The sequence below is a fragment of the Marinobacter sp. GH_1 genome (assembly GCF_048595985.1).
In the GTDB taxonomy this organism is placed as follows: Bacteria; Pseudomonadota; Gammaproteobacteria; order Pseudomonadales; family Oleiphilaceae; genus Marinobacter; species Marinobacter shengliensis.
In genome coordinates this window covers 2,295,452-2,318,619 of record NZ_CP184460.1, presented here as the reverse complement: position 1 = coordinate 2,318,619, position 23,168 = coordinate 2,295,452, and the positions used below count along the sequence as shown (strand labels likewise).

Below are 23,168 nucleotides of genomic sequence, written 5' to 3'. Positions count from 1 at the left end.
GCGGTGCCTACCCGTAGGCTTTTCTAAACGTTACAATCAGTCTGTTTTTTTCATACCTGATGGCGAGGTGACATTTGATCAGGGTACTGGTTGTTGATGATCACGAGCTGGTGCGCTCCGGTATAACCCGCATGTTGGCTGACAATCCCGATATTGAAGCGATTGGCCAGGCCTCATCCGGTGAGGATGCGATTGAGTTTGTGCGCAAGGACCGCCCGGATATTGTCCTGATGGACATTCGGATGCCTGGCATTGGTGGCCTCGAAGCAACCCGGCGAATACTGCGTATTGATGATTCCATTCGGGTGATTGTTGTAACGGCCTGTGCCGACGACCCATACCCCGCCCGTGTCATGCAGAGTGGTGCCACCGCTTATATCACCAAGGGTGCTGATATTCAGGAGATGGTGCGAGCTATTCGCAAGGCCCACTCCGGCCAGCGGTACATCAGCCCGGAGATCGCCCAGAAAATGGCACTCAAAACGCTGGGTGGTGACCGTGAGGAAGACGGGGAGCTGTCCCGGTTCGAGCGGTTGTCTGAGCGGGAGATGCAGATCGCCATGATGGTGGTGGATTGCCAGAAAGTGCAGGACATTTCCGACAAGCTCTGCCTGAGCCCGAAAACCGTCAACAGTTACCGCTATCGTATTTTCGAGAAGCTCGAGATCTCCAGCGATGTCGAGTTGGCACTGATGGCGGTACGGCTTGGATTGCTGGATGCCGACAAGGTCTGAACCCGAAGATACCGTCGGGATGTTTGACAGCAAAGACTTCCTGAAGCAACTGACCGAGCGCCCCGGCGTTTATCGTATGTACGATGACACCGGCGGCGTGCTCTACGTGGGCAAAGCCCGCAACCTCAAGAAACGCGTCAGCAGTTATTTCCGCAAAACCGGCCTGGCCCCGAAAACCGAGGCCCTGGTGGGCAAGATTGCCTCCATCGAAGTCACTATTACCGGCAGCGAAACCGAAGCACTGTTGCTTGAACAAAACCTGATCAAATCCCTGAGGCCGCCCTACAACATCCTGCTTCGGGATGATAAGTCCTACCCCTATATCTATCTGTCGTCCCACAGTGACTACCCGTCGCTGACGTTCCGGCGGGGGCGTACCAAGAAGGGTGGTGGCACCTGGTTTGGCCCGTTCCCTAGCTCTGGGGCGGTCAAGGAAAGTCTTAATGTTCTACAGAAGGTTTTTCGTATAAGATCCTGTAGTGAAAGCTATTTCAGGAACAGGAATCGTCCCTGCCTGCAATACCAGATCAACCGCTGTACCGCACCTTGCGTGGAGTACATCAGCCCCGAGGACTACCAGCAGGATATTCGCCACGCCACCATGTTTCTGGAGGGTAAGAACCCGGCCATCATCCATGACCTGATGAATGCCATGGAAGCGGCATCGAAGAACCTGGAATTCGAGAAAGCTGCCGCTTACCGGGATCAGATCAACCATCTGCGCCATGTACAGGAGCAGCAGTCGGTCGACGGTGAGGGTGGTGATGCCGATGTTATTGCGATTGCCCAGGATGCCGGTGTGGTGTGTGTGGTGGTGATCATCGTGCGCGGTGGCCGGGTTCTGGGTACCAAGGACTATTTTCCCCGCTTTTCACTGGAGCAGTCCGAAGGTGAGTTGCTGGCGGCGTTTCTGGGCCAGTACTATTTTGGCGGCGATACCCGCCGGGAGATTCCAAGAGATATTCTGGTGCCCGTGGCGGTTGAAGGTGAGGCGCTGCTGGCGGAAGCCCTGAGTGAGGCCGCCAATCGGGAAACCCGTATCCGTGGCAATGTACGTGGTGAGCGCCGCCGCTGGCTGGAACTGGCCATGACGAATGCCCGCCAGACTCTGCTGACCCACCTGGCCAGCAAAGAAACCGTGTACCGGCGATTGCTCGCCCTGAGGGACCTGCTGGAACTGGCAGAGACCCCGGCGCGAATGGAGTGTTTCGATGTCAGCCACAGCCACGGGGAAAATACCGTCGCATCTTGTGTGGTTTTCGACGAGAATGGGCCGCTGAAGAGCGATTACCGGCTATACAACATTGAAGGCGTGACCGCTGGCGACGACTATGCCGCAATGCGGCAGGTACTGACACGCCGGTATCGCCGGCTGGTTAGCGGTGAGGGCAAACGCCCGAGCCTGGTGTTTATCGACGGTGGTAAAGGGCAGTTGAACATTGCCCGGGAAGTGCTTGAAGAACTTGGGATCTCTGACATTCCGCTGATTGGCGTCGCCAAAGGTGTGACCCGCCGGGCGGGAATGGAGCAGCTGATTGATGCCATGACCGGCGATGTTTTCCGGGTGCCCGCTGACTCGCCGGCGTTGCACCTGATTCAGCATATTCGCGATGAATCCCACCGTTTTGCCATTACCGGACATCGCGCTCGCCGGGACAAAAAACGCCGGCAATCCACCCTTGAGGGTATCGAAGGGGTTGGGCCCAAGCGCCGCAGGGAACTTATCCGTTACTTTGGCGGCATACAGGAAATTCGCAAAGCCAGTGTGGATGAAATGACCAAAGTGCAAGGCATCAGCAAATCACTGGCTGAATCCATTTACGCGGCATTGCATGATGAATAGGAAGTCCATGAATTTACCCAACGTACTGACCATGTCCCGGATCGTGATGATTCCGGTGTTTGTGGTTGTTTTCTATCTGCCCATGCAATGGAGCTACATGGCCAGTGCCGTTATCTTCGCGCTGGCGGGAATCACCGACTGGTTGGATGGTTACCTGGCCCGAAAGCTTGACCAGAGCACGCCATTTGGCGCGTTTCTGGACCCGGTAGCAGACAAACTGATGGTGGCGGTGGCATTGGCGGTATTGATTGAAGAACATGCTGCGGTGCTGATGACCATTCCCGCTACCATTATTATCGGACGGGAGATTGTTATCTCAGCGTTGCGGGAATGGATGGCGGAAATGGGTAGCCGGGCCAGTGTCGCGGTTTCTTATATCGGCAAGATTAAAACCACCGCCCAAATGGTCGCCATTGTTGGCCTGCTGGCGTTTCCGCCGGGGCAGTTGCTGGCGTATGTTTCGATCGGGCTGTTGTATCTGGCGGCGGTTCTTACGCTTTGGTCAATGGTGCTGTACCTGCAGGCAGCCTGGCCCGACCTGTTCCCGGATAACGATCACTGACGTTGTCTGGCTTCGGCCAGACAGGCATACGCCCAGCGATTCGTGGTTTCGGCCAGCGCCCGGGAACTCTCACTGAAGGCCTCCATCAAGGCATCCACTGAGGCGCTCTCGGCTCGCTGCTCCACCCGTTGGCTTTTGCTGCAAAGGCTTCTCCGGGTGCGATTGCCCATGATCTCTGTGTGTAACTCCATCACCACCGTAACACCCTGATCCTGCCTGTTCTCGGCATGAAAGGCCGATAGTTCGGAAATCAGGGTATGGCTGGCGAACGCCGGGCTGGTGTCAGTGATAACATTGTCAAACCCGCCGTTGTAACGAAAACTCTGTATCAGATAGTCTCTGACCACCACCGGAATATTGTCACGCCAGCGAACTGCAGGTAACGCCTGGAACTCATAAAGGGAAGGCTTAAGCAAGACCCTAGCGCTGTCCAGAGGGTCTGAAGCCAGCGGGGTATCAATTCTTAGCGAAACCGGCCGGGGAGTTTCCCGCATTGGCTCAGAAGCGTACGGGGCAAGATCCAGGGCCCGTGGTGGTTCTGGTGTTGGGAACACGGTACACGCAGTCGTTAGCGTGGCTGCGGAGATATAAACCGCCAGCCGGCGGAGGCCGATTGTCATTGCTCAAATTCCTGGAGGTTGGGGCCGCCACGAAGGGTGCCTATTGGGTCTGCGTCGAGTCTGCGGGTAAAGGAATTCAGGTTGCGAAGAGTGTTGCGCATTTCGCGGAGTACCGGTGTTATGTCACCCAGGCCTTGAATCCCTGCATCCAACACCTGTTCATTGTCTTCGGTCAGTCGGTCCAACCGGCTCAGGGTAGGCTGCAAGGTAGACAGGGCCAGGGTCATGGATTCCAGCACCGGCGCGATTTCCTGCTCCAGGGTTTGGCGCGCCCGGTCCGATGTATCAGAAACCTTGATCGCGGCTTCCTCGGCGCGGATGGCGGCCGTGTCGAACTGAGCCATCAGGGCAAGCAACTCTTCCCGATTGGCGAGTAATGATTCCGTTGCCAGGCGTGTGTTGTCCAGAATGGCCGATACATTCTCCAGATTCTCCGACGCGAGCAAGCGGTTCATGCTGGTTAACAGTTGTTCTGCACTGGAGATCATGGCCTCGCCGTTGTTCAGCAGGTTGGAAAACGCCGATGGCTGTGCGTTGATGAGCGGTGGGTTGTCACGGTTACCCTGAAGTACCGGGCTGTTGGTTGTACCGCCGGTGAACTGGACACTCATGCTGCCGGTAATATTGGCAAGAACCAGCTCCGCCCGGGTGTTCTCCCGTACCGGGATGTCGCGATCCACACGCACCAGCACCCGAACATGGGCGGGATTGTCTGGTGCCAGGGACAGCTCGAGAACATCGCCAACCGGAACGCCGCTGTATAACACCGGATTGCCTTTAGACAGCCCGCCCACCGGGTGATCAAAGCCTATCTGGTAGTAAGCCCACTCGCGGTCTGCAGTCGATTTGCCCAGCCATAGTGCAAACAGCAGGGCAGCTGTTACTGCAGCCAGCGTGAACAGTCCGATAATAACGTGATGGGCCTTTGGCTCCATTAAACGGGCTCCTGTCTGGTCAGCCGGTTATGTGCATCAATCGCGGCCCGCCCCCTGGGGCCATGAAAGTATTCCTGTATCCATTCGTCGTCGGTCTTGGCGACGTTTTCAAGTGTGTCTGCCACCAGCACTTTTTTACGGGACAATACGGCTACCCGGTCACAGGTTGTGTACAGCGTATCCAGATCGTGGGTAACAAGAAATACTGTCAGCCCAAGGGCGTTCCTCAGGGTCACGATCAGTTCGTCGAACGCTGCCGCGCCGATCGGGTCCAGCCCCGCTGTGGGTTCGTCCAGAAACAGCACCTCCGGGTCCAGCGCCAGGGCGCGGGCCAGGGCGGCTCGTTTCACCATACCACCGGAAAGCTCGGCCGGGTATTTCAGGGCGGCATCTGCTGGCAGCCCGGTCAGGGCCAGCTTCATCCGGGCAAGCTCCTCGGCTTCCATGCGGGTAAGGCCCGCGTGCTCGACCAGTGGCAGCGAAACGTTCTGCACCAGATTCAGCGAGGTAAACAGAGCGCCTCCCTGGAAAAGCACGCCGAACCGCTGCTCATACAGAGACCGCTCTGTGCCAGAAAGTTCTGTGAGATCGACATCAAAAAGCTGAATGTGGCCGTCTGAAGGTGTGTTGAGGCCCACGATGCTGCGCAGCAAAACCGATTTGCCCGTGCCGGAACCGCCGACAACCCCAAGGATCTCCCCGGGAAAGAGGTCCAGCTCCAGGTCCTCATGGACCACGTGATCACCGAAACGGTTACACAGCCCCCGCACCTGGATCACCGGTGTTGAAGGGCTGTGGCCTTTCTGTGGTTTCATCTCCGGCATGACTTACCAGCCCATTTCCATGAAAAACAACGCCGCTATGGAGTCCAGCAGGATCACCATAAAGATCGACTGAACAACGCTGGAGGTGGTGTGTTCGCCCACCGACTGGGCACTGCCCGCCACCTTGAAGCCTTCGAGACAACCAATAACTGCAATCAGGAAGGCAAATACAGGGGCCTTTCCAATACCTACCAGAAAGTGCTTCAGGGCAATATCCCGCTCCACGATGGCTATAAACTGACTTGGTGGAATATCCAGCACCAGTGCGCAGACGGCGGCACCGCCCACCATTCCGGAGATCATGCCAATGAAGGTGAGCACTGGCAGGCTGACCATCATGGCCAGAACTCGCGGGACTACAAGCAGTTCCACCGGATTCAAACCCAGGGTACGAATGGCGTCGAGCTCTTCATTGACCTTCATCGCGCCGATGTGAGCGGTGAACGAGCTGGCGGTGCGCCCGGCGAGCAAAATGGCTGCCAGCAGAACGCCAAACTCCCGCAGGAACGAAAAAGCCACAAGATTCACGGTGTAAATCGTTGCGCCAAAATCTTCCAGCACTGTAGCTCCCAGAAAGGCGACAACGGCGCCCACCAGAAAGGTCAGCAGTGCAACAATGGGCAGGGCATTCAGCCCGGTGTCATGCACTGCAGCCACAAATGGCGTGATGCGCCACCGCTTTGGCCGGGGCAGGATATAAAACAGGGTGGCGAGGGTTTGCCCGATAAAGCCTGCAAGCATCCAGAGCAGGCGGGCAATGGCGGTCACTTTCTCTCCGACGTCGGCCAGAAAATCCAGCAGAGCGTTTTTCCGGGCGGGCTGCCAGGGTGCGCCTGCCATCGCCTCGGCAACGGTGATCAGAAGTTCCCGCTGTTCATCTGGCAGGTTGGCATTCTGCAGAAACCTCAGTGCCTGTTCCGGGCCTGTTAATCGGGCGATAAGCGCCGCCCCTGCCGTATCTACCCGGCTTAGCTTGTCGAACTGAATGTTGTTGATCGTGGCACCGCTGGCCTGAACCTCGGTTACCCGCCGGTTGAGTACTGAATAATGGGAGAGGGTCCAACTGCCGGATAGAGTCAGGGTGTCACCGTTGCAGTCAAGGTTACCGGGGGTGTCGCGGTGTGCTGTCGTTGAATAGCCGGAATCAGTCGCCACAGGTGCCGTTAATCCTTGTCCGGTATGCAGAAAAGATAGTCTCAAGCTTAAAGATTCCGGAACGGGTCTGCCAGTATCTTTGGTTTTCCGTAACCTTGCCGGTGATCGGACCGGTCACGTTTCGGTCTTGTTATGCGGCGGGAAGGGAGGATCAAGCGTCCACGATTTGTATGGGAACGGTTAAAAATTGTACGGAATGAACGGCGTCTCAAAATTCTCTGTTAGAATAAGGCATCTTTTCAAGCAGGTAGCTTATCTTCCTGAATCCTGAGGTAACGTGCATGCCCAAGCATCACAATCGACGCGTTTTTTCATTGTTTTCCGGCCTGGCGGTTTCTTTAGCCATTTCCATACCGGCCCAGGCCCAGTCATTGGATGACCAGTTGCTTGCCCGTCTCGCCAGTGTTGCACCCAAGCTGAACCCGGAAGTGCTTGAGGCAGCCTTCAAAGCCACACACTGCGCCATCGCCAACGGCGTTGCCATGCCAGAACGGCTTGCAGTGATTGATTTCTCACTGCATTCGAGCCAGGAACGGATGTGGATTTTTGATCTGGAGCAGGGCGATTTACTGCTTCGGGACCTGGTTGCTCACGGTAGAAACTCAGGCAACGAAGAGGCAACCGCCTTCTCGAACATTGAGGGCAGTTATCAGTCTAGCATCGGGTTGTTCAAGGCCAGTGAATCCTATCGTGGTATGCACGGATACTCCTTGCGACTGGACGGCCTGGAGCCAGGCATTAACGATCTCGCAAGGCAGCGGGCCATCGTGATTCATGGTGCAGACTATGTAAACAGCAACTGGGTGGATCAATACGGGCGCATCGGCCGCAGTCATGGCTGCCCGGCGGTAGACCAGAAAGTGGTGCAAACCGTGGTGGACAACCTCAAAGGTGGCCAGTTGGTCTTCAAATACTACCCGGACCAGAACTGGCTGCAGACCTCCAGCTTCCTTAACTGCGACAGTGCTACCCAGGTGGCAGGCAATCGCGCGGCCCGTGGTGGCAATAGCTGAGGTAGCTCAGGAATCGCCGGTCGGGAAGCGCAGGTTGTGCTTCTCGACCAATTCTTTCGGCGGCGCGCTCGTTGAATAGTCACGATAGGCTGATGTTTCCATCATCCGTTTTAACCCTTCCAGTGTTCGAATTGGTGCATCGGTAGCCACAATATTGGCCACCCAGGCGGGCACCAGACCTCCCGGATCCATATGGGTGGTGAATGTTACCCGTATCCAGCCATCCTCAAGCGGTTCTACCAAAAAGCTGTTATCCAGCATGGGGATGCGCACGTAACCGGATTGCTGCGGGGCATCATCCGGGCGGCCCGTGGATTGCACCGTGACAGCGCCACCCGGTTCGTCCTGAAGGAATACGGACTTCATCACCACATCCCGGTCTGAGGCTGGCCAAACGCCATCAAATTTCATCCACAGTAGCCGCTCACCGTCATCTGTAACGTGGTAGTTGGCTTCCTGGCAGTTGTAGATCCACTGTTGGCACAGGGAGATGTCATCAATCACCGATAGCGCAGCCACCATAGAGTGCTGTATTTCAACCACACCGCGGAATTGTTTGATTGGTGTATCCGAAACGGTCCTGACATAGGTGTTGATGTCAGACCGTTCCTTGCCTTGCTGCTTGGGCGTCCATCCTTCGCCAGATGCGTGGCTGGCCACCATGGTTGACAGGGTAAAGAGGGTAGCGATGACGGTTGCGGGAACGCGCATGGTATTGGTCTGCCTGATAATGTGATTGGGTGTCATGGATTCTGAAAGATGTGGGGGCGATAAACCATTGCGCAGATAACGGTTCTGATGGGTTGGCCGGAAATGACAAAAAGCGGTGGTGTTGGCTAAAGTTTGTTCACAATTGCCGTAAAAACAAAAACTTGAAAAAAAGGTGTTGACGCCCCCGGCGGAATCCGTAGAATACGCAGCCGTTGACGAGGCAAAGCCTCTAGACGAAGAGCGGGAATAGCTCAGTTGGTAGAGCACAACCTTGCCAAGGTTGGGGTCGCGAGTTCGAATCTCGTTTCCCGCTCCAATTTCCAAGTCTCTCACGCCTCCTGAGAGCATAAGCCAGAATCTAGGCTTACCCGGCGCGGTGGCAGAGTGGTTATGCAGCGGACTGCAACTCCGTGTACGCCGGTTCGATTCCGACCCGCGCCTCCATTTTATTTTTACCTCACTAACCCACAGCAGCCTTTCCAGAGACTGTTGGCCTTTCGATCTCGTCCCCAAAAAGCAATGCGCAGAATCAGGGCGTGTGAGATTTACCCGCACACCCCGGGAATTGCCTGTGGCGATTATCTGGCTGCCTAGAAATCAACCAGCTCGAAAACGTTCTGGTATTGTCAGCTCATAAGTGATGCCTAGCCCTGGAATCCCGGGACCTGCGGCATTCCCTCTTTGAGAACTGAAATAGAGGAACCGGCCATTACCGGTAAACGCCGGGCCAGTCAGTTCACTGCCGCCACCGGGTATCTGCAACAGGATTTTTGACGGACCATTGGGGTTCATTACCATCAGTCGCATGGCGTCACCGTCTTCGGCGACAATGACATCACCCATGGGTGATATGGTGATGTTATCAACATCATCGAATGGGGTGTCGGGGGCGATCAGTTGTTCGTTGTCGAATACAACCTCTATCAAGTCGTTGTCGATGTCCAGGGCGTACACTCGGTTGTCACCTTTGCAGGCAAAATAGACCACCGCACGTAGCGGGTTGTTCGCGCCGCTCACCAGCGGTCGCTGGCCTTCCGGCAGTTCCTGAAGCCAGATCCCTTCACCGCCTTTGAAAACAGTGCCTGGGGCCCCGGCGCCAGTAGCAATCTCGATTTCCGAACGGACCTGGCTCTGAGGTCGGTCCGGGGACTGAACGGGTACCCAGCGAACCCGCCTCACCGTTCGGGCTTCGGCCAGGTCTTGTTGATATGCGCCGGCTTCGAAGCCCTCAATTTCCAGGACCTCCAGGATTCCGTTATCCATATCCAGCCCCGGCTTTCCATTGATGGATGCGGCCATACCGCCGGACCTGAACCGGTACAACCGGCCGCTTCCCGAGTCTTCTGTAAGGTAGAGTGTTTTCGTTGTGAGATCGACTGCAACCGCTTCGTGGTTAAAAATGCCCAGCGCCGGGAGTTCTCTTGCGGTATCCGGTGTGCCCAAAGGATCGCATTCGTAAACCCTGCCGTCGGGAACTTCTTCACAAGATAGCCAGGTTTGCCAGGGCGTGGGGCCACCAGCACAGTTTTGGCGGGTGTTTCGAAGGATGGGGTAGCTGTCTGTGATCTCGCCATCACGATTGAATCTCAGTACGCCGACGCCGCCCGCCGGAGTGATTTCGCTGTTGCTGACGTAAATCCATCCTCCGTCATCAAGATCAAATACCGCGCCGCCATCCGGAAAGATGTGCCATGGGTAATTGATCAGCCCCAGTGAAGGCAGAGGGATTGCCGTGGAGCTTGTAAGCCCGGAGACGGCAACTCGACGGATCTCAAACTCTGGGGGAATCAGAATGCCGTCAACCCCACTGTTTTCGAGAGGGCCAATGCTCATGAGAGGCCCGGGAGAAAGCGGAAGTTCCATGGCCAGGATGTCCGCGGGTGTGTCGCCCAGGTCGGGTACCGGGTTTAGATTCGGTGCAGGCGGATTGTTAAGTGGGTTGCCACCGCCGGATCCTCCCACACAAGCGCTCACTGCCACGGTTGAGCCACCCACCAGCAGTATCTGCAGAAACCGTCGTCTCTGATAATTCATGTGAATTCCTTTCATATCGTATAACCATAATTAAACCGACTAACAGGCAGCCTAATACTCCTTTGTGGCAATTTCGTTACGATGGTGTGACGACGGAAAGCATCGATGAATCAGTTGAACTTTTGTTGGAATGCATCGCATAATACAATTCATGCCTATCTAAAAGGGTTAGGGCTGGCATTCTAATAACAAGAGAGGAATTCCTGATGCGCCACTACATCCGTTGCACTAATAGCCTGCGCTTTGCTTGCGCAGCTGCCATGACGGTGAGTCTTTCAGGCTGCCTTGATAGCGGCTCCAGCGATGCACAACAGCCTGCTTCCAATCCACAGGTAACGGAAAGGCCGGCAAACAACGGTTGTGAAAATGCCGGCCAGGCGTGTGATGTTCCCGCGATTGTGCCAATTTCGTGTTCTGCAAACACACCCACCCAAGGTGGCCGCAGCTATCCGGTTGCCATTACGTCGAGCTCCGGAGAAACCATTTCCTTTCAGGTGCTGGAGCCCATCGGAGGCATTGACTGTCGGCAGGGGCATCCTCTGGTCTTGCATGGCCATGGTTTTGGCGGATCACGCTCCACGACCGGTTTCGACAACTACCGGGAGTCGGGCTTTGTCGTGATATCCATTGATCAGCGTGGCTTTGGCGAAAGTACGGGTACCGTGAGAGTTATGGACCCGGAGTTCGAAGGCCGCGATCTGATTCAGATACTGGATTGGGCAGAGGATAACCTCGAGTACCTTCAGTATCGGCGCGAGCCGTCCTTGCCACCGGAGCTGAACCCGAATCCGGTAGTCGGCGCTATAGGTGGCAGTTACGGTGGTGGATTTCAGTTATTGCTGCACGGGCAAGACCCGAAGCTGCGACTGGACGCGCTGGTTCCTGATATCACCTGGTATGACCTGCGGTCGAGCCTCAACCCCGGGAACGTGATCAAGACCGGCTGGGATCTGGTGCTTGTAGCTGGCGGTGAAGCCGGATCAACCGGTAACGGAAACGGCGGGCTGGACCCGATTATCCGTGAAATTCTCGCGCAGGGGCTCGTCTTGAACCGTTTTCCCGAATCCGGGTTGGATTTCTTCTTCTACCATAGCCCCGCTTATCGCTGTACCGGTGAACCACTGTCGGTACCCGAATCTCCGGATTTGTTGAGTTTTCAAATTGCTCCGCCAGCCTATGACGTGCCGCCAACTCCGTTCCGGCCCGTTAATGTTTTGCTTACCCAGGGAATGAAAGACACGCTGTTCAATTTCAACGAAGCCTGGCGAAATTTCGATTGTCTGCGTGCCCGGGGAGGCGATGTCAGATTGCTCACACACCAGACCGGTCATATTCTCCCCGTTGAAGCGCCAGACGAGCTGCAGCCGGCTGAGTACGTTGATCCAACCGCAAGCTTATTGGAGATCCCGGGGTTTCAGTCTGCCGGCGGGGCTTTTGCCTGCGGCGATGTCTCCATATCGGATGCCACTCTAAATTGGCTCCAGCACCATCTACAGGGCAAGCCGCTGGCGGACTATTTTGACGGGACTGATCAGAACGTCTGCCTTTCTCTGGAAGATGGAGCTGCAGTTCAGGTGCCGGTCGATTCCTTCCCGGCACCTGGCGCACCGGGCACGTTACTAAGCGGTGATGCCGTAGTGGAGCGCATGGTGAGTGCCGACATGCCTGTTCCGAACGGCGCCACCGCGGCGGCGACGCCGACATTGCCACCTGAGGCTTTGTTGCTGGGCAAAGCCGGCGCCGATGGTGTAACAATCGGAGGTATTCCCACAGCTCTTGTAACTGTGTCCGATATACTCGGTCGAACAGAATGCGCGGCTGGCCTTAGTCAGTATGAGCCGGGCTGCGACGCGATTCTGTTTGTCGGGTTAGGTAAACGCAGTGAGGGCAGCAGCCGGTGGCAGCTGATCGATGATCAGATCCAACCGGTCAGGGGCCTGAAAAAGGCAGAGGTTGTTGAACTGGTCGGAGTCGCAGAAGCGCTGAACCCGGGCGACGAGCTGGCACTGTTGGTCTACGGATTCCACCCTCAATACCCGCTGAGTGGGTCGAGAGACCTGCTATTGCAGGCCGTTAACTTTGAGGCGACCGTTCAGGTACCCGTACTGCAAGGAACACTTGTCAACGAGGGGTAAGGGCTGGCGCCGGTGGGAGTGGGGGGGCTTACCATAGCTTCCGCTCCCACCAATAATCCTCGGCTTTAAGCGCCCCCTTTACCGCCGCTACACCCAGTTGCTTGAATGGCTGCACAGGCCAGCGCACTGGTGTTCGATTTACAAACCATGCCTCGGTACGCTTGCTTTCCAGGCCGAGGGCCAGCTCAGCCAGGGTTTTCCCGCTGTATTGCGTCAGGGATACACCATGGCCAGTGCATCCGCACAGGTACAGCGTGCGATCATCTTTGTAGAATCCAAGGTTGGGAACCATGTCGAGTGTGACCGACACCGGGCCACCCCACTGATAATCGATGTCAATCTCCGCCAGTGGCGGGAACAGGGTTTTCAGGTGTTTTTCCAGTGTCCGCCATGTTGGTTTGTGGTGGTCGAGGCTCATGTTCTGGCCTGCGGTGGTCACCACGTTGGCGCCGCCAAAGGTAATGCGCCCGTCTGCCGTTGGCCTCAGGTAGTGAACCAGGTGCCGGTTGGTCTCTATACCGTAGCGTCCGGCCCAGCCGATGGCTTGCCACTGCTCTGGAGTGAGGGGTTGGGTGACGATCTGATGTGTCCAGATGGGGGTCTGATTACGACGAAACGCTCCCATCTCCGGCAGTAGATGGCTGTATGCGTTGGTAGCCAGTACCACCTTGCTGGCGCTAACGGTGCCGCCGGACGTCTGCACGCTAACCCCGCCCTGGGGATAGGTGATGGCCTGGCATTGGGTGTTTTCATAGATATGGACGCCCAGCTTCTTGCAAATGGATTTCCAGTGCCGAACATGCTTTGCCGGGTTCAGGATGCCGCATCGTTGCTCAAACAGGCCGGCTTTAGCCAGCGGGCTGTGAAGCCGTTGCGAGAGCTGGTCTTCGCCCCACCAATCAAAGGAGCTTGAGAACCCCAGTTCATGGTACAGATCCTGCTGTTTTTGCAGGCGTTCACGATGTTTGTTGGTCAGTGCAATCCGTAGAAAGCCATTGTGTTCGTAATCGCTGTCGAAGTCGTATCGGGTAACACAATCACGCACGTAGTCGACGGCATCTTCCATGTACTGGTGGGCGGCCCGGGCCTTTTCCCTGCCGTGAAGCAGGCAGGTGATCTCGGGCTCAAAGCCGAACAGGGTCATTGAAAACCCGCCGTTGCGCCCTGAGGCCCCAAAACCAACGGCACTGCCTTCCAGAACGGTAACTTCGACTGATGGGTCCAGTTCCTTCAGGTGCGCTGCACAGGACAAGCCGGTGAATCCACCGCCAATAATCAGGATATCGGTCTTGCGGTTTTCTCGAAGCGGTTCATTAGGGAGGTAAGGGCCAAATTGATTGAGCCAGAACGACCGGGTCTCCGGTGAGCCAAGTTTGCTGTAGTCTATGCCCATGGCGTTTATCACGTTGTTATACTTGAAGCCTTTCGGCGCGGCAGTGCGCCAAGGTGTATCAAGGTGGCGTTATAAAAACAAGACAAGAAACCGAGGTGTATTCATGAGTGTGAGCGGCAAGACCATTGTTCTGACGGGCTCGTCCAGCGGTATTGGTGAACAGGCAGCCTATCAATTGGCCCGAAAAGGGGCGCGTCTTTGCCTTGTGGCTCGTCGGGAGGATGAATTGAAAAGAGTGCAGCAGGCTATTATCGCCGAGGGCGGCAAAGCCTGGGTCTACCCGGCGGACTTGACGGATGAAGCCGGCTTGCAGTCGGTTGCAGACCGGATACTGGCCGAGCACGATAGGGTAGATGTGTTGGTCAATAATGCCGCCCGTTCCATTCGCCGCCCCATCTCTCAGGCTCTGGACCGGCTGCACGATTACCAGCGCACCATGAATATCAACTACGTTGCTGCGGTCGGCTTAACGCTGAAGCTGCTTCCAAGGATGTTGGCCCAGGGCCGGGGGCAGGTGGTGAACATCTCCACGTTGTCCTCCCAAGTTCCGATTCCCTTGTTCTCCGCTTACCTGGCCAGCAAGACTGCGTTGGAGTCTTTCTCACGCTCTTTGTTGGCGGAAATGGGTGATCAGGGGATAGACGTTACCGTGGTGTACTACCCGATGGTGCGCACGCCCATGTCGTCGCAAACCAGCATTTACAAGCACATGCCGATGATGACTCCGGATAAGGCCGCGGGGTGGATCGTCAAAGCGGTGGATGAAGGGCCAGCCAGGGTTGGTAGCCTGATGGGGACTGCCGGCAGCATTGCGCTTGCGGCGTTACCTGGTCCGGTTACACGTTACACCCAGCCGTTGTTCAGACTGATGGATAAAAAGCTTGGGGAGAAGATTCGCCCATAACGGTTACTGAAGGGCCGTTTTAGTGCCCCATACTCACCAGATACGCTGCCATTGAGTCGGCCGGCATGGGCCTGGCATAAAGATATCCCTGAGCCAGATCACAGCTCAGGGTCTTGACGAGATTGTCTTGTTCGCTGGTTTCCACGCCTTCCACGACTACGCTCAAGCCGAGACTGTGCCCAACGGTGATGATGGCTTGCATGATCGCCATATCACTGCTGTTTTCCATGGCATGGTGTAGAAAGCTCCGATCAATCTTCAGGCTGCAAACGGGCAGTTTACGCAAATAGAGCAACGACGAATAACCAGTGCCGAAATCGTCAATGGAAATGTGCACCCCGGCGTTTTTCAGTCTTTCCAGTTGACCAATCTGTACTTCATCACCTTCGATCACTTCGTTTTCCGTTAGCTCTACGCCTAACTGGGAAGGACGCAGGTCATGATGGTACAACTTCTGCAGGATATCGCTGGCCAAATGTTGGTTTGTCAGTTGTTTGCCCGACAAATTGATGTCAATTCGCAGGTCTCCAAGCGCCGTGTCCTTCCAGGCCGTAAGCTGTTTGCAGGCTGCATCAATAACCCAGTCTCCAATGCGGTTAATCAGTCCTGATTTTTCTGCCACCGGTATAAAGATATCTGGGGGTACCGGCCGTGAGTTTTCATCAAAGCATCGCAGCAGGGCCTCACATGACCGCATGCGCCCGTTTTTCAGATCAATTTGGGGCTGGAAATACAGTTGCAGGGAGCCAGCAACGAGAGCGTTACGGAGGAGTGCCGTTGTTTTTTGATAACGAAGCAGGCGATCATTGATGTCGGAGGTGTAAAAACAGATGCTGTTTTTGCCGCTTTCCTTTGCCTGATACATCGCGGCATCGGCGTTTCCCATCAATTCTGGGACCGTCGTGCCATCATTGGGGTAAAGACTGACGCCGAAACTCGCGGTGACTTGATAACAAGCGCCATTCAGAATGAAGCCACGCTCGAGCATACTGCTCAAGCGGCGAAATACTTCATGAATGCTTTCGGGACCGTCAAAATCGAACATCAAGAGTACGAACTCATCGCCACCGAAGCGACTAAGCTGGTCGCAGCAACGAATTTCCCCTTTTAGGCCATTCGCAACAGCGAGCAACAGCTCGTCTCCATAGTGATGCCCCAAGGTGTCATTGATCAGTTTGAAATTGTCTAGGTCAATAAACACGACGGCGATCTCGCCGCTTTGGCGCCGTTCTGCCTCCATCAGGCGAGCCGACAGTTCAACTTCCATCATCCGTCTGTTGGGCAGTTGAGTAAGGTCGTCAAAATTAGCCATCCACTGGAGTTTGTCGTTGGCTTTCTTCTGTTCCTGCAAGCTGACATCGATGCAAAACATTTCGCAGTCGCCAGTGTCCTGTTTGATCATGACGTGACTGGAGTAAACCGGCACGAGGTGTCCATCCTTGTGCTTTAACTCAATCTCTTCTGGTGGAATGCTGATGTTGCTCTCCAGCCAATTCTGGTGGGCGTCTATTACGCCCTCGCGCAAATGGTCCGGAATGATCAGATCTTCCAGCAGCTGGCCCTCGGCTTCCTCCCGGGTATAGCCGTAGAGGTGTCGGCTGGCATCGTTCCAATAGATTACCCGGCGTTTCCTGTCATAGCCTTGAACTGCGACCATTGGGAGGCTTTCGATCAGCTCATAGAAATCTTGCTCGCTCTGCTTAGTGGAAGCCCGCAAACGCCCATTGTCGTCAGCGGATGAACGGTGTCCTTTCGGTCCATTACGAGCCGACATTCTATGCCTCCCATATGCGCGTCCGCAGAAATCAAAAATACCCGCTATATCTTTCAGCTGCTTAGGGCAGTATAGGTGCTATGTTTCGGATCGCCCAATGCTTGTACGGGGCACGTGGCAGAGTTGATCGACGGAGGGAGAGAGATTTCTTCGAACCGCGAGAAGCCTAGCGGTAAAGCCAGACCATGGGGGAATGCTACAGGTGATGATCGGGGAGGGAGGATGTTGTTTGCGGTGTTGCAAACTTTTCACGCCTAAAATAAAAAAAAGGCAGCCGAAGCTGCCTTTTCTATCGTATCAGGGCCGTAAAATTACAGACCTACTACGTTATCCGCCTGAGGACCTTTCTGGCCCTGAGAAACGGTAAATTCAACCTGCTGGCCTTCTGCCAGAGTTTTGAAGCCGCCGCCCTGAATGGAGCTGTAGTGAACGAAAACGTCCGGGCCGCCTTCACGAGTGATAAAGCCAAAACCTTTTGATTCGTTGAAAAACTTAACAGTACCGGTAACAGTAGACATAGTTATAAATCCTGAATTCAATCATTTTAATTGCCGCCAGGCATCATTGTGAGGCTTGGTCAGCGGAGTGCGGGAAACAAAAAACTGGCGTGATCAAAAACAGGACGAAAGCTACTTGTTACAACTTACAACAGAGATGCGTCTTATTGATGAGTGCTGTGCTAAATCTTTCCAACGAGAGTCACTGTACTCCTGCCCGGTCCGAATAGAAAGCTATTTCTTATAGGCATTTACCCAAGGGCGGCAAATTGTCCTGTTGAAACGGTCCTCCATGGCGCGTCAAGCTGCAATGCCCGGTTACTAAAATCAATAACTCTCGCGGCAGCCTTGATCTACACTTCTTGTTGTAAGGGCAGTGGATAGAAGGATTGGTCGAAGGCCCTTCTAACAACTCAAATGCCGAAAAGGCTTGGTCTCTTGTTTCCTTACGCGGAGCGAAACCTGTATGCCCCTGGACCCTATGGAGAAAAGGCGCCTCACTGCGCTTGAGAAGTTAGGGATTCTGGATACGCCACCAGAGGAGCGGTTTGACAGGCTGGTTCGAATCGCCCGCCAGTTTTATGGAGTCAAAACGGCCTTGTTCACCGTTCTGGATGATAAGCGCCAGTGGTTTAAATCCAAGGACGGCATTGATGCTCGTGAAACACCGCGCTCGGTGGCATTCTGCGATCACGCTATCCGCCAGGACAAAGCGTTTATTGTTGAAGATGCCACCCAGGACCCCCGCTTCAAATCGAATCCACTGGTCACCGGTGATCCACACATCCGTTTTTACGCTGGCATTCCTGTCCGGGAGCCCAGTGGTTTCAAGCTTGGTTCGTTGTGCATTATTGATGACAAGCCCCGTCAGATTCAGGAAGTGGACCTGGATGTACTTCGTACTTTGGCGAGTCTCATCGAAGACGAGCTGGAATGTGCCTATCTCACTGGAGGAGACGCGGGTGACGTCGCGGTGTCGCATCTCAGCCGGGCCATCCAGCGGGCCCAGAATGTCTTTCTGACCAATGACAACGAGCGGGCGGCATTCGAGTTGATGCTGGCCGATTTGCTGGCCCTTACGGGTAGCCAGTTCGGATTTATTGGTGAGGTGTTGTATCACAACGATGGCACGCCGTACCTCAAGGTAGGCGCCATCACCAACATCGCCTGGAGCCCTGAAACCCAGGCCCTGTTCCAGCAGGTAGAACGCAGGGGAATGCTCTTTGAGAGGCTGGATAACCTCCTGGGGGCAGGGTTGGTATCCGGCGCTGTGGTGCTTACCAACAACTATGCAAACGATGTGCGCCGCGGTGGCCTGCCACCTGGCCATCCTCCGATCTCCAGTTATATCGGGTTGCCGGTATACAGTGGCGGGAATCTGATCGGATTGGTTGGCCTGGCCAACCGGGTGGGCGGCTATAAAGAAAGCCTTGCCGACGACCTTGCTCCGCTGCTGCAGACCGTTGGCACCCTGATTGAACGGAAGCGTCTTTACCAGGAAAAACGTGAGCATCAACTCAGCCTGGAACAGGCCGCTAATTTTGATGCCCTGACCGGGCTGCCCAACCGGCGACGGTTAACGGAATTGTTTGAACAGGAGCTGTTTGAAGCCAAGCAGCGCAACGGCACCGTGGCGGTTTGTTTTATTGACCTCGATGGTTTCAAGGAGATCAATGATGAGCATGGACACTCCGTTGGTGATGCAGTTCTCAGGTCGATCGCGGAGCGGCTGAAGAATACCGTGCGGGGCCACGATGTGATCGCCCGCCTTGGCGGTGATGAATTTGTGGCGATACTTCGGGATGTAGACGATGAGCGTGTGTATTCCCGCATTCTGGAAGCCATCCGCCAGCCCATCAGTTACCGGCACTTTGTTTTACACCTGTCTGGCAGCATGGGCGTGACAGTGTATCCGGATGACGACGCAGATACCGATTTACTGCTTCGCCACGCGGACCAGGCGATGTATGCAGCCAAGGAATCCGGCAAGAACGCCTATAAAATCTTTGACCTGCAGTCCCATTTTACCCGGAAAGAGCGAGTAAGGGTTCTGGAGCAGATTGGCCAGGCCATCAGTCGTGACGAATTGGAGCTGTATTACCAGCCCAAGATTGATTATAGGCGCCAGACCATCGAAGGCTTTGAGGCGCTCATTCGCTGGAATCATCCCGACGATGGCTTGCTGGGCCCGGGGCACTTTCTGGAACATCTTGAATACACCGAATACGCTCGCACCGTTGGCAACCTGGTGATCAACGAAGCCATCGACAAACTGTTGCTGTTCAATAGTCAGGGTTTGGCCTATTCCCTGAGCGTGAATCTCAGCCCATCCCACTTTCTGGGCAAAACCTTCCCGGCAGATCTGGCCCAGGCAGTGGAGCGTTTGCCCCGCGGGCTCCGCCACCGGCTGATTCTGGAGCTGCTTGAAACCACCGCCATGGATGATGCCAGCCTGGTAATTGACACGCTTCGGCGGTGTCGGGACTTGGGGGTGGAGGTGTCGCTGGACGATTTTGGTACCGGCTATTCCTCTCTGGACTACTTCCGTAAGCTTCCTGCCCACGAGATCAAGATTGATCGTTCTTTTGTCAATGACATGCTGGACGATCCGGAGAGTGAAATGGTGGTCACCGCAATACTGGGCCTGGCCCGCAGCTTTGGTCGTCGGGTGGTGGCTGAGGGCATTGAAAATGCTGAGACTCACGCTCGTCTGATTGAACTTGGGTGCGATCTTGGGCAGGGGTTCTATTATGCGAAGCCGATGCCTTACCAACAGGCTTATGAATGGGCCGCGAATTTCCACTGGCAAACGGTTGCGGTTACCGCAGTTCATAGCTGAACTGGAGCTATGTAAAGGTTTGGCAAAACCTTGAGCAAACTCTTTTTTTTCTCGCTGGCGTTCTCTATGGTTGCCGCTGATCAGAGCGTATGGAGAACTTCTGAATGGCACTTGCTCCCCGCAACCGCCGGCGTTGGCCAACCTGGGTTGGTGTTTTCACAGGTCTGGTGATTCTTGCAGCCGGAGGCTGGTGGTATTTCCAGAACGGCGGAAACAAACAGCCGCCACTGAATACCATCGAAGTCACCCGCGGCGACATCCAGCAGCTGGTCAGCGCTACCGGCGTGCTGGAGCCCAGCAACTACGTGGACGTTGGTGCCCAGGTATCAGGCCAGCTCGAAACCATCCATGTAAGGGTTGGGCAAACGGTTTCCCAGGGTGACTTGCTGGCGGAGATTGATCCGACCGTATACGTAGCCAAGGTCGACGCCACCCGGGCCCAGCTCAAGAATCAACGGGCGCAACTGGATGACCGAAAGGCCCAGTTGCGGCTGGCGGAAATCCAGTTCCAGCGCCAGACCAACCTGTTCCAAGAAGAAGCTACTACGCGGGAATCGCTGCAGACTGCCGAGGCGTCACTGGCATCCGCCAAAGCGCAACTGGCGATGCTGGAAGCCCAGATCGAACAAACCTCATCCACCTTGCGCGCGGAAGAAGCCAACCTCGGGTATGCACGAATCTATGCACCCATGGAGGGCACTGTCGTGTCCATTGAAGCCCGCCAGGGCCAGACCCTGAATGCAACCCAGCAAGCCCCGGTTCTGATGCGTATTGCTGATCTGGCCACCATGCGGGTGCGGGCACAGGTATCGGAAGCTGATGTGGGCAAACTCGAGCCTGGGATGCGCGTTTACTTCACCACGCTGGGTGGTGCGGAACGGAAGGTGTACGGCGAGTTGCTGTACATAGAGCCGACACCGGAAGTGACCAACAATGTTGTATTGTACAACGCCCTGTTCGATGCCAATAACGATGACGGCAAACTGCTACCGAACATGACGGCCCAGGTGTTCTTTATTCAGAGCGAAGCCCTGGATGTGATGCGGGTGCCAGTGTCCTCGGTTCAACGGGGCCGGGTGCAGGTGCTGACCCAGGCAGGCCAGGTTGAATGGCGGGACATTGTGGCCGGCGTCAGTAACCGGGTACATACGGAAGTGGTCTCCGGCGTAAAGGAAGGCGAAAAGGTCGTGCTGGTTTCCCGGGATCCGCGTTCTGGTTCCAGTAACACCAACAACTTCCGGGGTATGCTGCGATGACCTCAAGCCGGCCTCTGATCGAGTTGCGGGGTATTACCCGGTCCTTTGGTGAAGGGGAGTTGGCCGTACCGGTACTCAAGGGCATTGACCTGAAAATTTATCCGGGTGAGTTCGTTGCCATTATGGGCCCCTCCGGGTCCGGTAAATCCACCTTGATGAATATCCTCGGTTGCCTGGACCAGCCAACCTCGGGGGAATACTGGTATGACGGCCGTGACGTTTCCGCGCTCAGTCGGGATGACCTGGCGTTATTGCGCCGGGAGGCTTTCGGCTTTGTCTTCCAGAGCTACAACCTGCTGCCGGGGATGACCGCTCGGGAGAATGTTGAGATTCCGGCCATCTATGCAGGCAGGGCGCCCGTCCAGCGCCGGGAGCGGGCGGAGAAGCTGTTAACCGAACTGGGGCTGGGCGAGCGGCTTACCCATCGCCCCGGCCAGCTGTCTGGTGGTCAGCAGCAGCGCGTCTCAATTGCCCGGGCATTAATGAATGGCGGCCAGGTGATCTTCGCCGATGAGCCTACCGGCGCCCTTGACAGCAAAAGCAGCAAAGAGGTTATCCGGCTGCTGACTGAGCTGTCTGGCAAGGGGCATACCGTTATTCTGATCACCCATGATCAGGATGTGGCCGATGTTGCCCGCCGGCAAATTCATATCGCCGATGGCGAAGTGGTTCGAGATACTGGCCGGGATGACAGCGCTACAGACTCATCATCGGCAATAGAGGCCAGTCGCCATGGCGTGGTGCTGAGTGACTGGCAGGAGGCCCTGAAAAGTGCTGTGCGTTCGTTGCGCAGCAATCTGTTCAGAACCGCACTGACGTTGCTGGGCATCGTGATTGGCGTGGCGTCTGTGATTACCATGCTGGCTATCGGGGAGGGGGCCAGGAAAGACGTGGTTGATCGAATCAGTACCATGGGCAGTGACTTGTTGCTGATTCGCCCCGGCGGCCCGGATCAGCGAGGAGGCCGCTGGTCGGTGACCACGTTAACTCCCGAAGATTATCGCGCAATCAATGAAGTAGAAGGGGTTCTTGCAGCGATACCTGAACTCACCGGTTCGCAAACGCTTCGGTACTTTAACCTTGACCACCGTGCAGAAATTAACGCCACCTCATACCAGTTTCCGGTGGCCAGGCAGTGGCCGGTGATTGAAGGCACCTTCTTTTCGGAACAGGATGAGCTCAACTATGCGGCAGTAGCCGTGTTGGGCAAAACGACGGCCGACACACTGTTCCCCGGCGAAAGCCCGCTCGGCAAACATCTGATGGTGAACAATGTGCTGTTCCAGGTGATTGGCGTGATGGGGGAGAAGGGCGCATCGCCCATGGGCCAGGATCAGGATGATGTTGTGTTAGTACCTTACACAACGGGTAGTTTGCGTATTTTTGGCCAAACCCACCTGCGCAATATCACCGTGGCGGTGGCTGATCTGGACCGGATGAGCGAAATAGAGGCGATTATTCACGAAACCCTGCTGGCCAGGCATGGTGGCATTGAGGATTTCACCATCCGCAATATGGCGTCGCTGATCGACACCATCTCTGAAACCCAGAATACCCTGACCTGGCTGCTTGGCTCCATTGCGGCCATTTCGCTGCTGGTCGGCGGCATCGGTGTAATGAACATCATGCTGGTGAGCGTGACCGAACGCACGCGGGAAATCGGCATTCGCATGGCCACCGGAGCGCGGGCCTGGAACATTCTGCAACAGTTTCTTACCGAGGCCTGGCTGGTCTCGGCCATTGGTGGGCTGATCGGTGTCGCGCTGGGCATCACCGCCACCCAATTGATCGGCTCGTTTGGCACGCCGGTCCACATGACCGTGTTGCCGATGGTGTTAGCGTTCTCCTGTGCCTTTGCCACCGGGCTGATCTTCGGTTTTCTGCCAGCCCGCAAAGCCGCTCACCTGGACCCGGTCCATGCCCTGGCGTCGGAATAAGA

18 protein-coding genes and 2 tRNA genes are annotated in these 23,168 nt (G+C 55.7%); 11 read left to right on the top strand and 9 right to left on the bottom strand.

Annotated features, from left to right (window positions below):
* Window positions 1-74 precede the first annotated feature (74 nt).
* The 3 genes from uvrY to pgsA are packed head-to-tail and all read left to right on the top strand — an operon-like array spanning window position 75 to window position 3,139.
* Entirely contained in the window at window positions 75-734 is a 660-nt protein-coding gene (gene uvrY / locus ACNSOI_RS10540) for a UvrY/SirA/GacA family response regulator transcription factor (protein ID WP_058091151.1), read from the top strand.
* On the top strand, window positions 718-2,577 hold the full coding sequence (gene uvrC, locus ACNSOI_RS10535; RefSeq protein WP_420193991.1) for an excinuclease ABC subunit UvrC: 1,860 nt from the start codon (window positions 718-720) through the stop codon (window positions 2,575-2,577). The genes uvrY and uvrC overlap by 17 nt, the downstream gene beginning before the upstream one ends.
* Window positions 2,578-2,584: 7 nt before the next feature.
* A complete protein-coding gene (pgsA, locus tag ACNSOI_RS10530; protein ID WP_152438251.1) occupies window positions 2,585-3,139 on the top strand; it encodes a CDP-diacylglycerol--glycerol-3-phosphate 3-phosphatidyltransferase in 555 nt (184 codons plus the stop codon).
* Here pgsA and ACNSOI_RS10525 read toward each other — a convergent pair.
* From ACNSOI_RS10525 to ACNSOI_RS10510, 4 genes are read right to left on the bottom strand one after another with little or no spacing between them, the layout of a single operon-like run.
* Window positions 3,133-3,759 carry an ABC-type transport auxiliary lipoprotein family protein gene (locus ACNSOI_RS10525; protein WP_420193990.1) on the bottom strand — a complete coding sequence of 209 codons (627 nt, stop codon included), beginning with the start codon at window positions 3,757-3,759 and terminating at the stop codon, window positions 3,133-3,135. The genes pgsA and ACNSOI_RS10525 overlap by 7 nt on opposite strands.
* Complete coding sequence (locus tag ACNSOI_RS10520; protein WP_420193989.1) at window positions 3,756-4,694, bottom strand: MlaD family protein; 939 nt, start codon at window positions 4,692-4,694, stop codon at window positions 3,756-3,758. Before ACNSOI_RS10520 ends, ACNSOI_RS10525 begins: the two co-directional genes overlap by 4 nt.
* Window positions 4,694-5,509 carry an ABC transporter ATP-binding protein gene (locus ACNSOI_RS10515; RefSeq protein ID WP_171040050.1) on the bottom strand — a complete coding sequence of 272 codons (816 nt, stop codon included), beginning with the start codon at window positions 5,507-5,509 and terminating at the stop codon, window positions 4,694-4,696. The genes ACNSOI_RS10520 and ACNSOI_RS10515 overlap by 1 nt, the downstream gene beginning before the upstream one ends.
* 12 nt (window positions 5,510-5,521) lie before the next feature.
* On the bottom strand, window positions 5,522-6,673 hold the full coding sequence (locus ACNSOI_RS10510; RefSeq protein WP_420193988.1) for an MlaE family ABC transporter permease: 1,152 nt from the start codon (window positions 6,671-6,673) through the stop codon (window positions 5,522-5,524).
* Between the two features lie 281 nt (window positions 6,674-6,954).
* Here ACNSOI_RS10510 and ACNSOI_RS10505 point away from each other — a divergent pair, with 281 nt between their 5' ends.
* Window positions 6,955-7,686, top strand: a complete 732-nt coding sequence (locus ACNSOI_RS10505) for a murein L,D-transpeptidase catalytic domain family protein (RefSeq protein WP_058091144.1) — start codon at window positions 6,955-6,957, stop codon at window positions 7,684-7,686.
* Window positions 7,687-7,692: 6 nt separating this feature from the next.
* Here ACNSOI_RS10505 and ACNSOI_RS10500 read toward each other — a convergent pair whose 3' ends face one another.
* A complete protein-coding gene (locus ACNSOI_RS10500; RefSeq protein ID WP_420193987.1) occupies window positions 7,693-8,664 on the bottom strand; it encodes an START domain-containing protein in 972 nt (323 codons plus the stop codon).
* Between ACNSOI_RS10500 and ACNSOI_RS10495 the strand changes: the two genes are divergently transcribed.
* Both ACNSOI_RS10495 and ACNSOI_RS10490 read left to right on the top strand, forming a co-directional pair.
* Window positions 8,638-8,713: transfer RNA gene (locus ACNSOI_RS10495), tRNA-Gly, on the top strand. The two genes, ACNSOI_RS10500 and ACNSOI_RS10495, sit on opposite strands and share 27 nt — an antisense overlap.
* Before the next feature lie 54 nt (window positions 8,714-8,767).
* Window positions 8,768-8,841, top strand: a tRNA-Cys gene (locus ACNSOI_RS10490).
* Between the two features lie 153 nt (window positions 8,842-8,994).
* On the opposite strand, the gene ACNSOI_RS10485 is transcribed toward ACNSOI_RS10490, so the two are convergent.
* Window positions 8,995-10,431 carry an alkaline phosphatase PhoX gene (locus ACNSOI_RS10485; protein WP_420193986.1) on the bottom strand — a complete coding sequence of 479 codons (1,437 nt, stop codon included), beginning with the start codon at window positions 10,429-10,431 and terminating at the stop codon, window positions 8,995-8,997.
* A gap of 206 nt (window positions 10,432-10,637) precedes the next feature.
* Between ACNSOI_RS10485 and ACNSOI_RS10480 the strand changes: the two genes are divergently transcribed.
* Entirely contained in the window at window positions 10,638-12,566 is a 1,929-nt protein-coding gene (locus ACNSOI_RS10480) for an alpha/beta fold hydrolase (RefSeq protein WP_420193985.1), read from the top strand.
* 28 nt (window positions 12,567-12,594) lie between these two features.
* Here the strand turns inward: ACNSOI_RS10480 and ACNSOI_RS10475 are convergent, their stop codons facing one another.
* Window positions 12,595-13,959, bottom strand: coding sequence for an NAD(P)/FAD-dependent oxidoreductase (locus tag ACNSOI_RS10475; RefSeq protein ID WP_420193984.1), 1,365 nt, complete (start codon window positions 13,957-13,959; stop codon window positions 12,595-12,597).
* A gap of 103 nt (window positions 13,960-14,062) precedes the next feature.
* On the opposite strand from ACNSOI_RS10475, the gene ACNSOI_RS10470 reads away from it, so the two are divergent.
* Window positions 14,063-14,863: an SDR family NAD(P)-dependent oxidoreductase gene (locus ACNSOI_RS10470; protein ID WP_286249986.1), complete on the top strand. Its 801-nt coding sequence runs from the start codon at window positions 14,063-14,065 to the stop codon at window positions 14,861-14,863.
* Window positions 14,864-14,882: 19 nt separating this feature from the next.
* Here the strand turns inward: ACNSOI_RS10470 and ACNSOI_RS10465 are convergent, their stop codons facing one another.
* Together ACNSOI_RS10465 and ACNSOI_RS10460 are read right to left on the bottom strand one after the other, a co-directional pair.
* Window positions 14,883-16,637 (bottom strand): putative bifunctional diguanylate cyclase/phosphodiesterase, encoded by a 1,755-nt coding sequence (locus ACNSOI_RS10465; protein WP_286249984.1) that lies wholly within the window; start codon window positions 16,635-16,637, stop codon window positions 14,883-14,885.
* Window positions 16,638-16,948: 311 nt separating this feature from the next.
* Window positions 16,949-17,155 carry a cold-shock protein gene (locus ACNSOI_RS10460; RefSeq protein ID WP_058091071.1) on the bottom strand — a complete coding sequence of 69 codons (207 nt, stop codon included), beginning with the start codon at window positions 17,153-17,155 and terminating at the stop codon, window positions 16,949-16,951.
* A gap of 445 nt (window positions 17,156-17,600) precedes the next feature.
* On the opposite strand from ACNSOI_RS10460, the gene ACNSOI_RS10455 reads away from it, so the two are divergent.
* From ACNSOI_RS10455 to ACNSOI_RS10445, 3 genes are all read left to right on the top strand, one after another.
* The gene (locus ACNSOI_RS10455) at window positions 17,601-19,973 is read left to right on the top strand and encodes an EAL domain-containing protein (RefSeq protein WP_420193983.1); all 2,373 of its coding nucleotides are present in this window, start codon (window positions 17,601-17,603) and stop codon (window positions 19,971-19,973) included.
* Between the two features lie 104 nt (window positions 19,974-20,077).
* A complete protein-coding gene (locus ACNSOI_RS10450) occupies window positions 20,078-21,229 on the top strand; it encodes an efflux RND transporter periplasmic adaptor subunit (RefSeq protein ID WP_420193982.1) in 1,152 nt (383 codons plus the stop codon).
* Complete coding sequence (locus ACNSOI_RS10445; RefSeq protein ID WP_420193981.1) at window positions 21,226-23,166, top strand: MacB family efflux pump subunit; 1,941 nt, start codon at window positions 21,226-21,228, stop codon at window positions 23,164-23,166. The genes ACNSOI_RS10450 and ACNSOI_RS10445 overlap by 4 nt, the downstream gene beginning before the upstream one ends.
* Window positions 23,167-23,168 lie beyond the last annotated feature (2 nt).

Coding starts and splice junctions, on each gene's coding strand:
- uvrC (WP_420193991.1), top strand. CDS start 718: ATGCCGACAAGGTCTGAACCCGAAGATACCGTCGGGATGTTTGACAGC.
- pgsA (WP_152438251.1), top strand. CDS start 2,585: ATGAATTTACCCAACGTACTGACCATGTCCCGGATCGTGATGATTCCG.
- ACNSOI_RS10525 (WP_420193990.1), bottom strand. CDS start 3,759: ATGACAATCGGCCTCCGCCGGCTGGCGGTTTATATCTCCGCAGCCACG.
- ACNSOI_RS10520 (WP_420193989.1), bottom strand. CDS start 4,694: ATGGAGCCAAAGGCCCATCACGTTATTATCGGACTGTTCACGCTGGCT.
- ACNSOI_RS10515 (WP_171040050.1), bottom strand. CDS start 5,509: ATGAAACCACAGAAAGGCCACAGCCCTTCAACACCGGTGATCCAGGTG.
- ACNSOI_RS10505 (WP_058091144.1), top strand. CDS start 6,955: ATGCCCAAGCATCACAATCGACGCGTTTTTTCATTGTTTTCCGGCCTG.
- ACNSOI_RS10485 (WP_420193986.1), bottom strand. CDS start 10,431: ATGAATTATCAGAGACGACGGTTTCTGCAGATACTGCTGGTGGGTGGC.
- ACNSOI_RS10480 (WP_420193985.1), top strand. CDS start 10,638: ATGCGCCACTACATCCGTTGCACTAATAGCCTGCGCTTTGCTTGCGCA.
- ACNSOI_RS10475 (WP_420193984.1), bottom strand. CDS start 13,959: ATGGGCATAGACTACAGCAAACTTGGCTCACCGGAGACCCGGTCGTTC.
- ACNSOI_RS10470 (WP_286249986.1), top strand. CDS start 14,063: ATGAGTGTGAGCGGCAAGACCATTGTTCTGACGGGCTCGTCCAGCGGT.
- ACNSOI_RS10465 (WP_286249984.1), bottom strand. CDS start 16,637: ATGTCGGCTCGTAATGGACCGAAAGGACACCGTTCATCCGCTGACGAC.
- ACNSOI_RS10460 (WP_058091071.1), bottom strand. CDS start 17,155: ATGTCTACTGTTACCGGTACTGTTAAGTTTTTCAACGAATCAAAAGGT.
- ACNSOI_RS10455 (WP_420193983.1), top strand. CDS start 17,601: ATGCCCCTGGACCCTATGGAGAAAAGGCGCCTCACTGCGCTTGAGAAG.
- ACNSOI_RS10450 (WP_420193982.1), top strand. CDS start 20,078: ATGGCACTTGCTCCCCGCAACCGCCGGCGTTGGCCAACCTGGGTTGGT.
- ACNSOI_RS10445 (WP_420193981.1), top strand. CDS start 21,226: ATGACCTCAAGCCGGCCTCTGATCGAGTTGCGGGGTATTACCCGGTCC.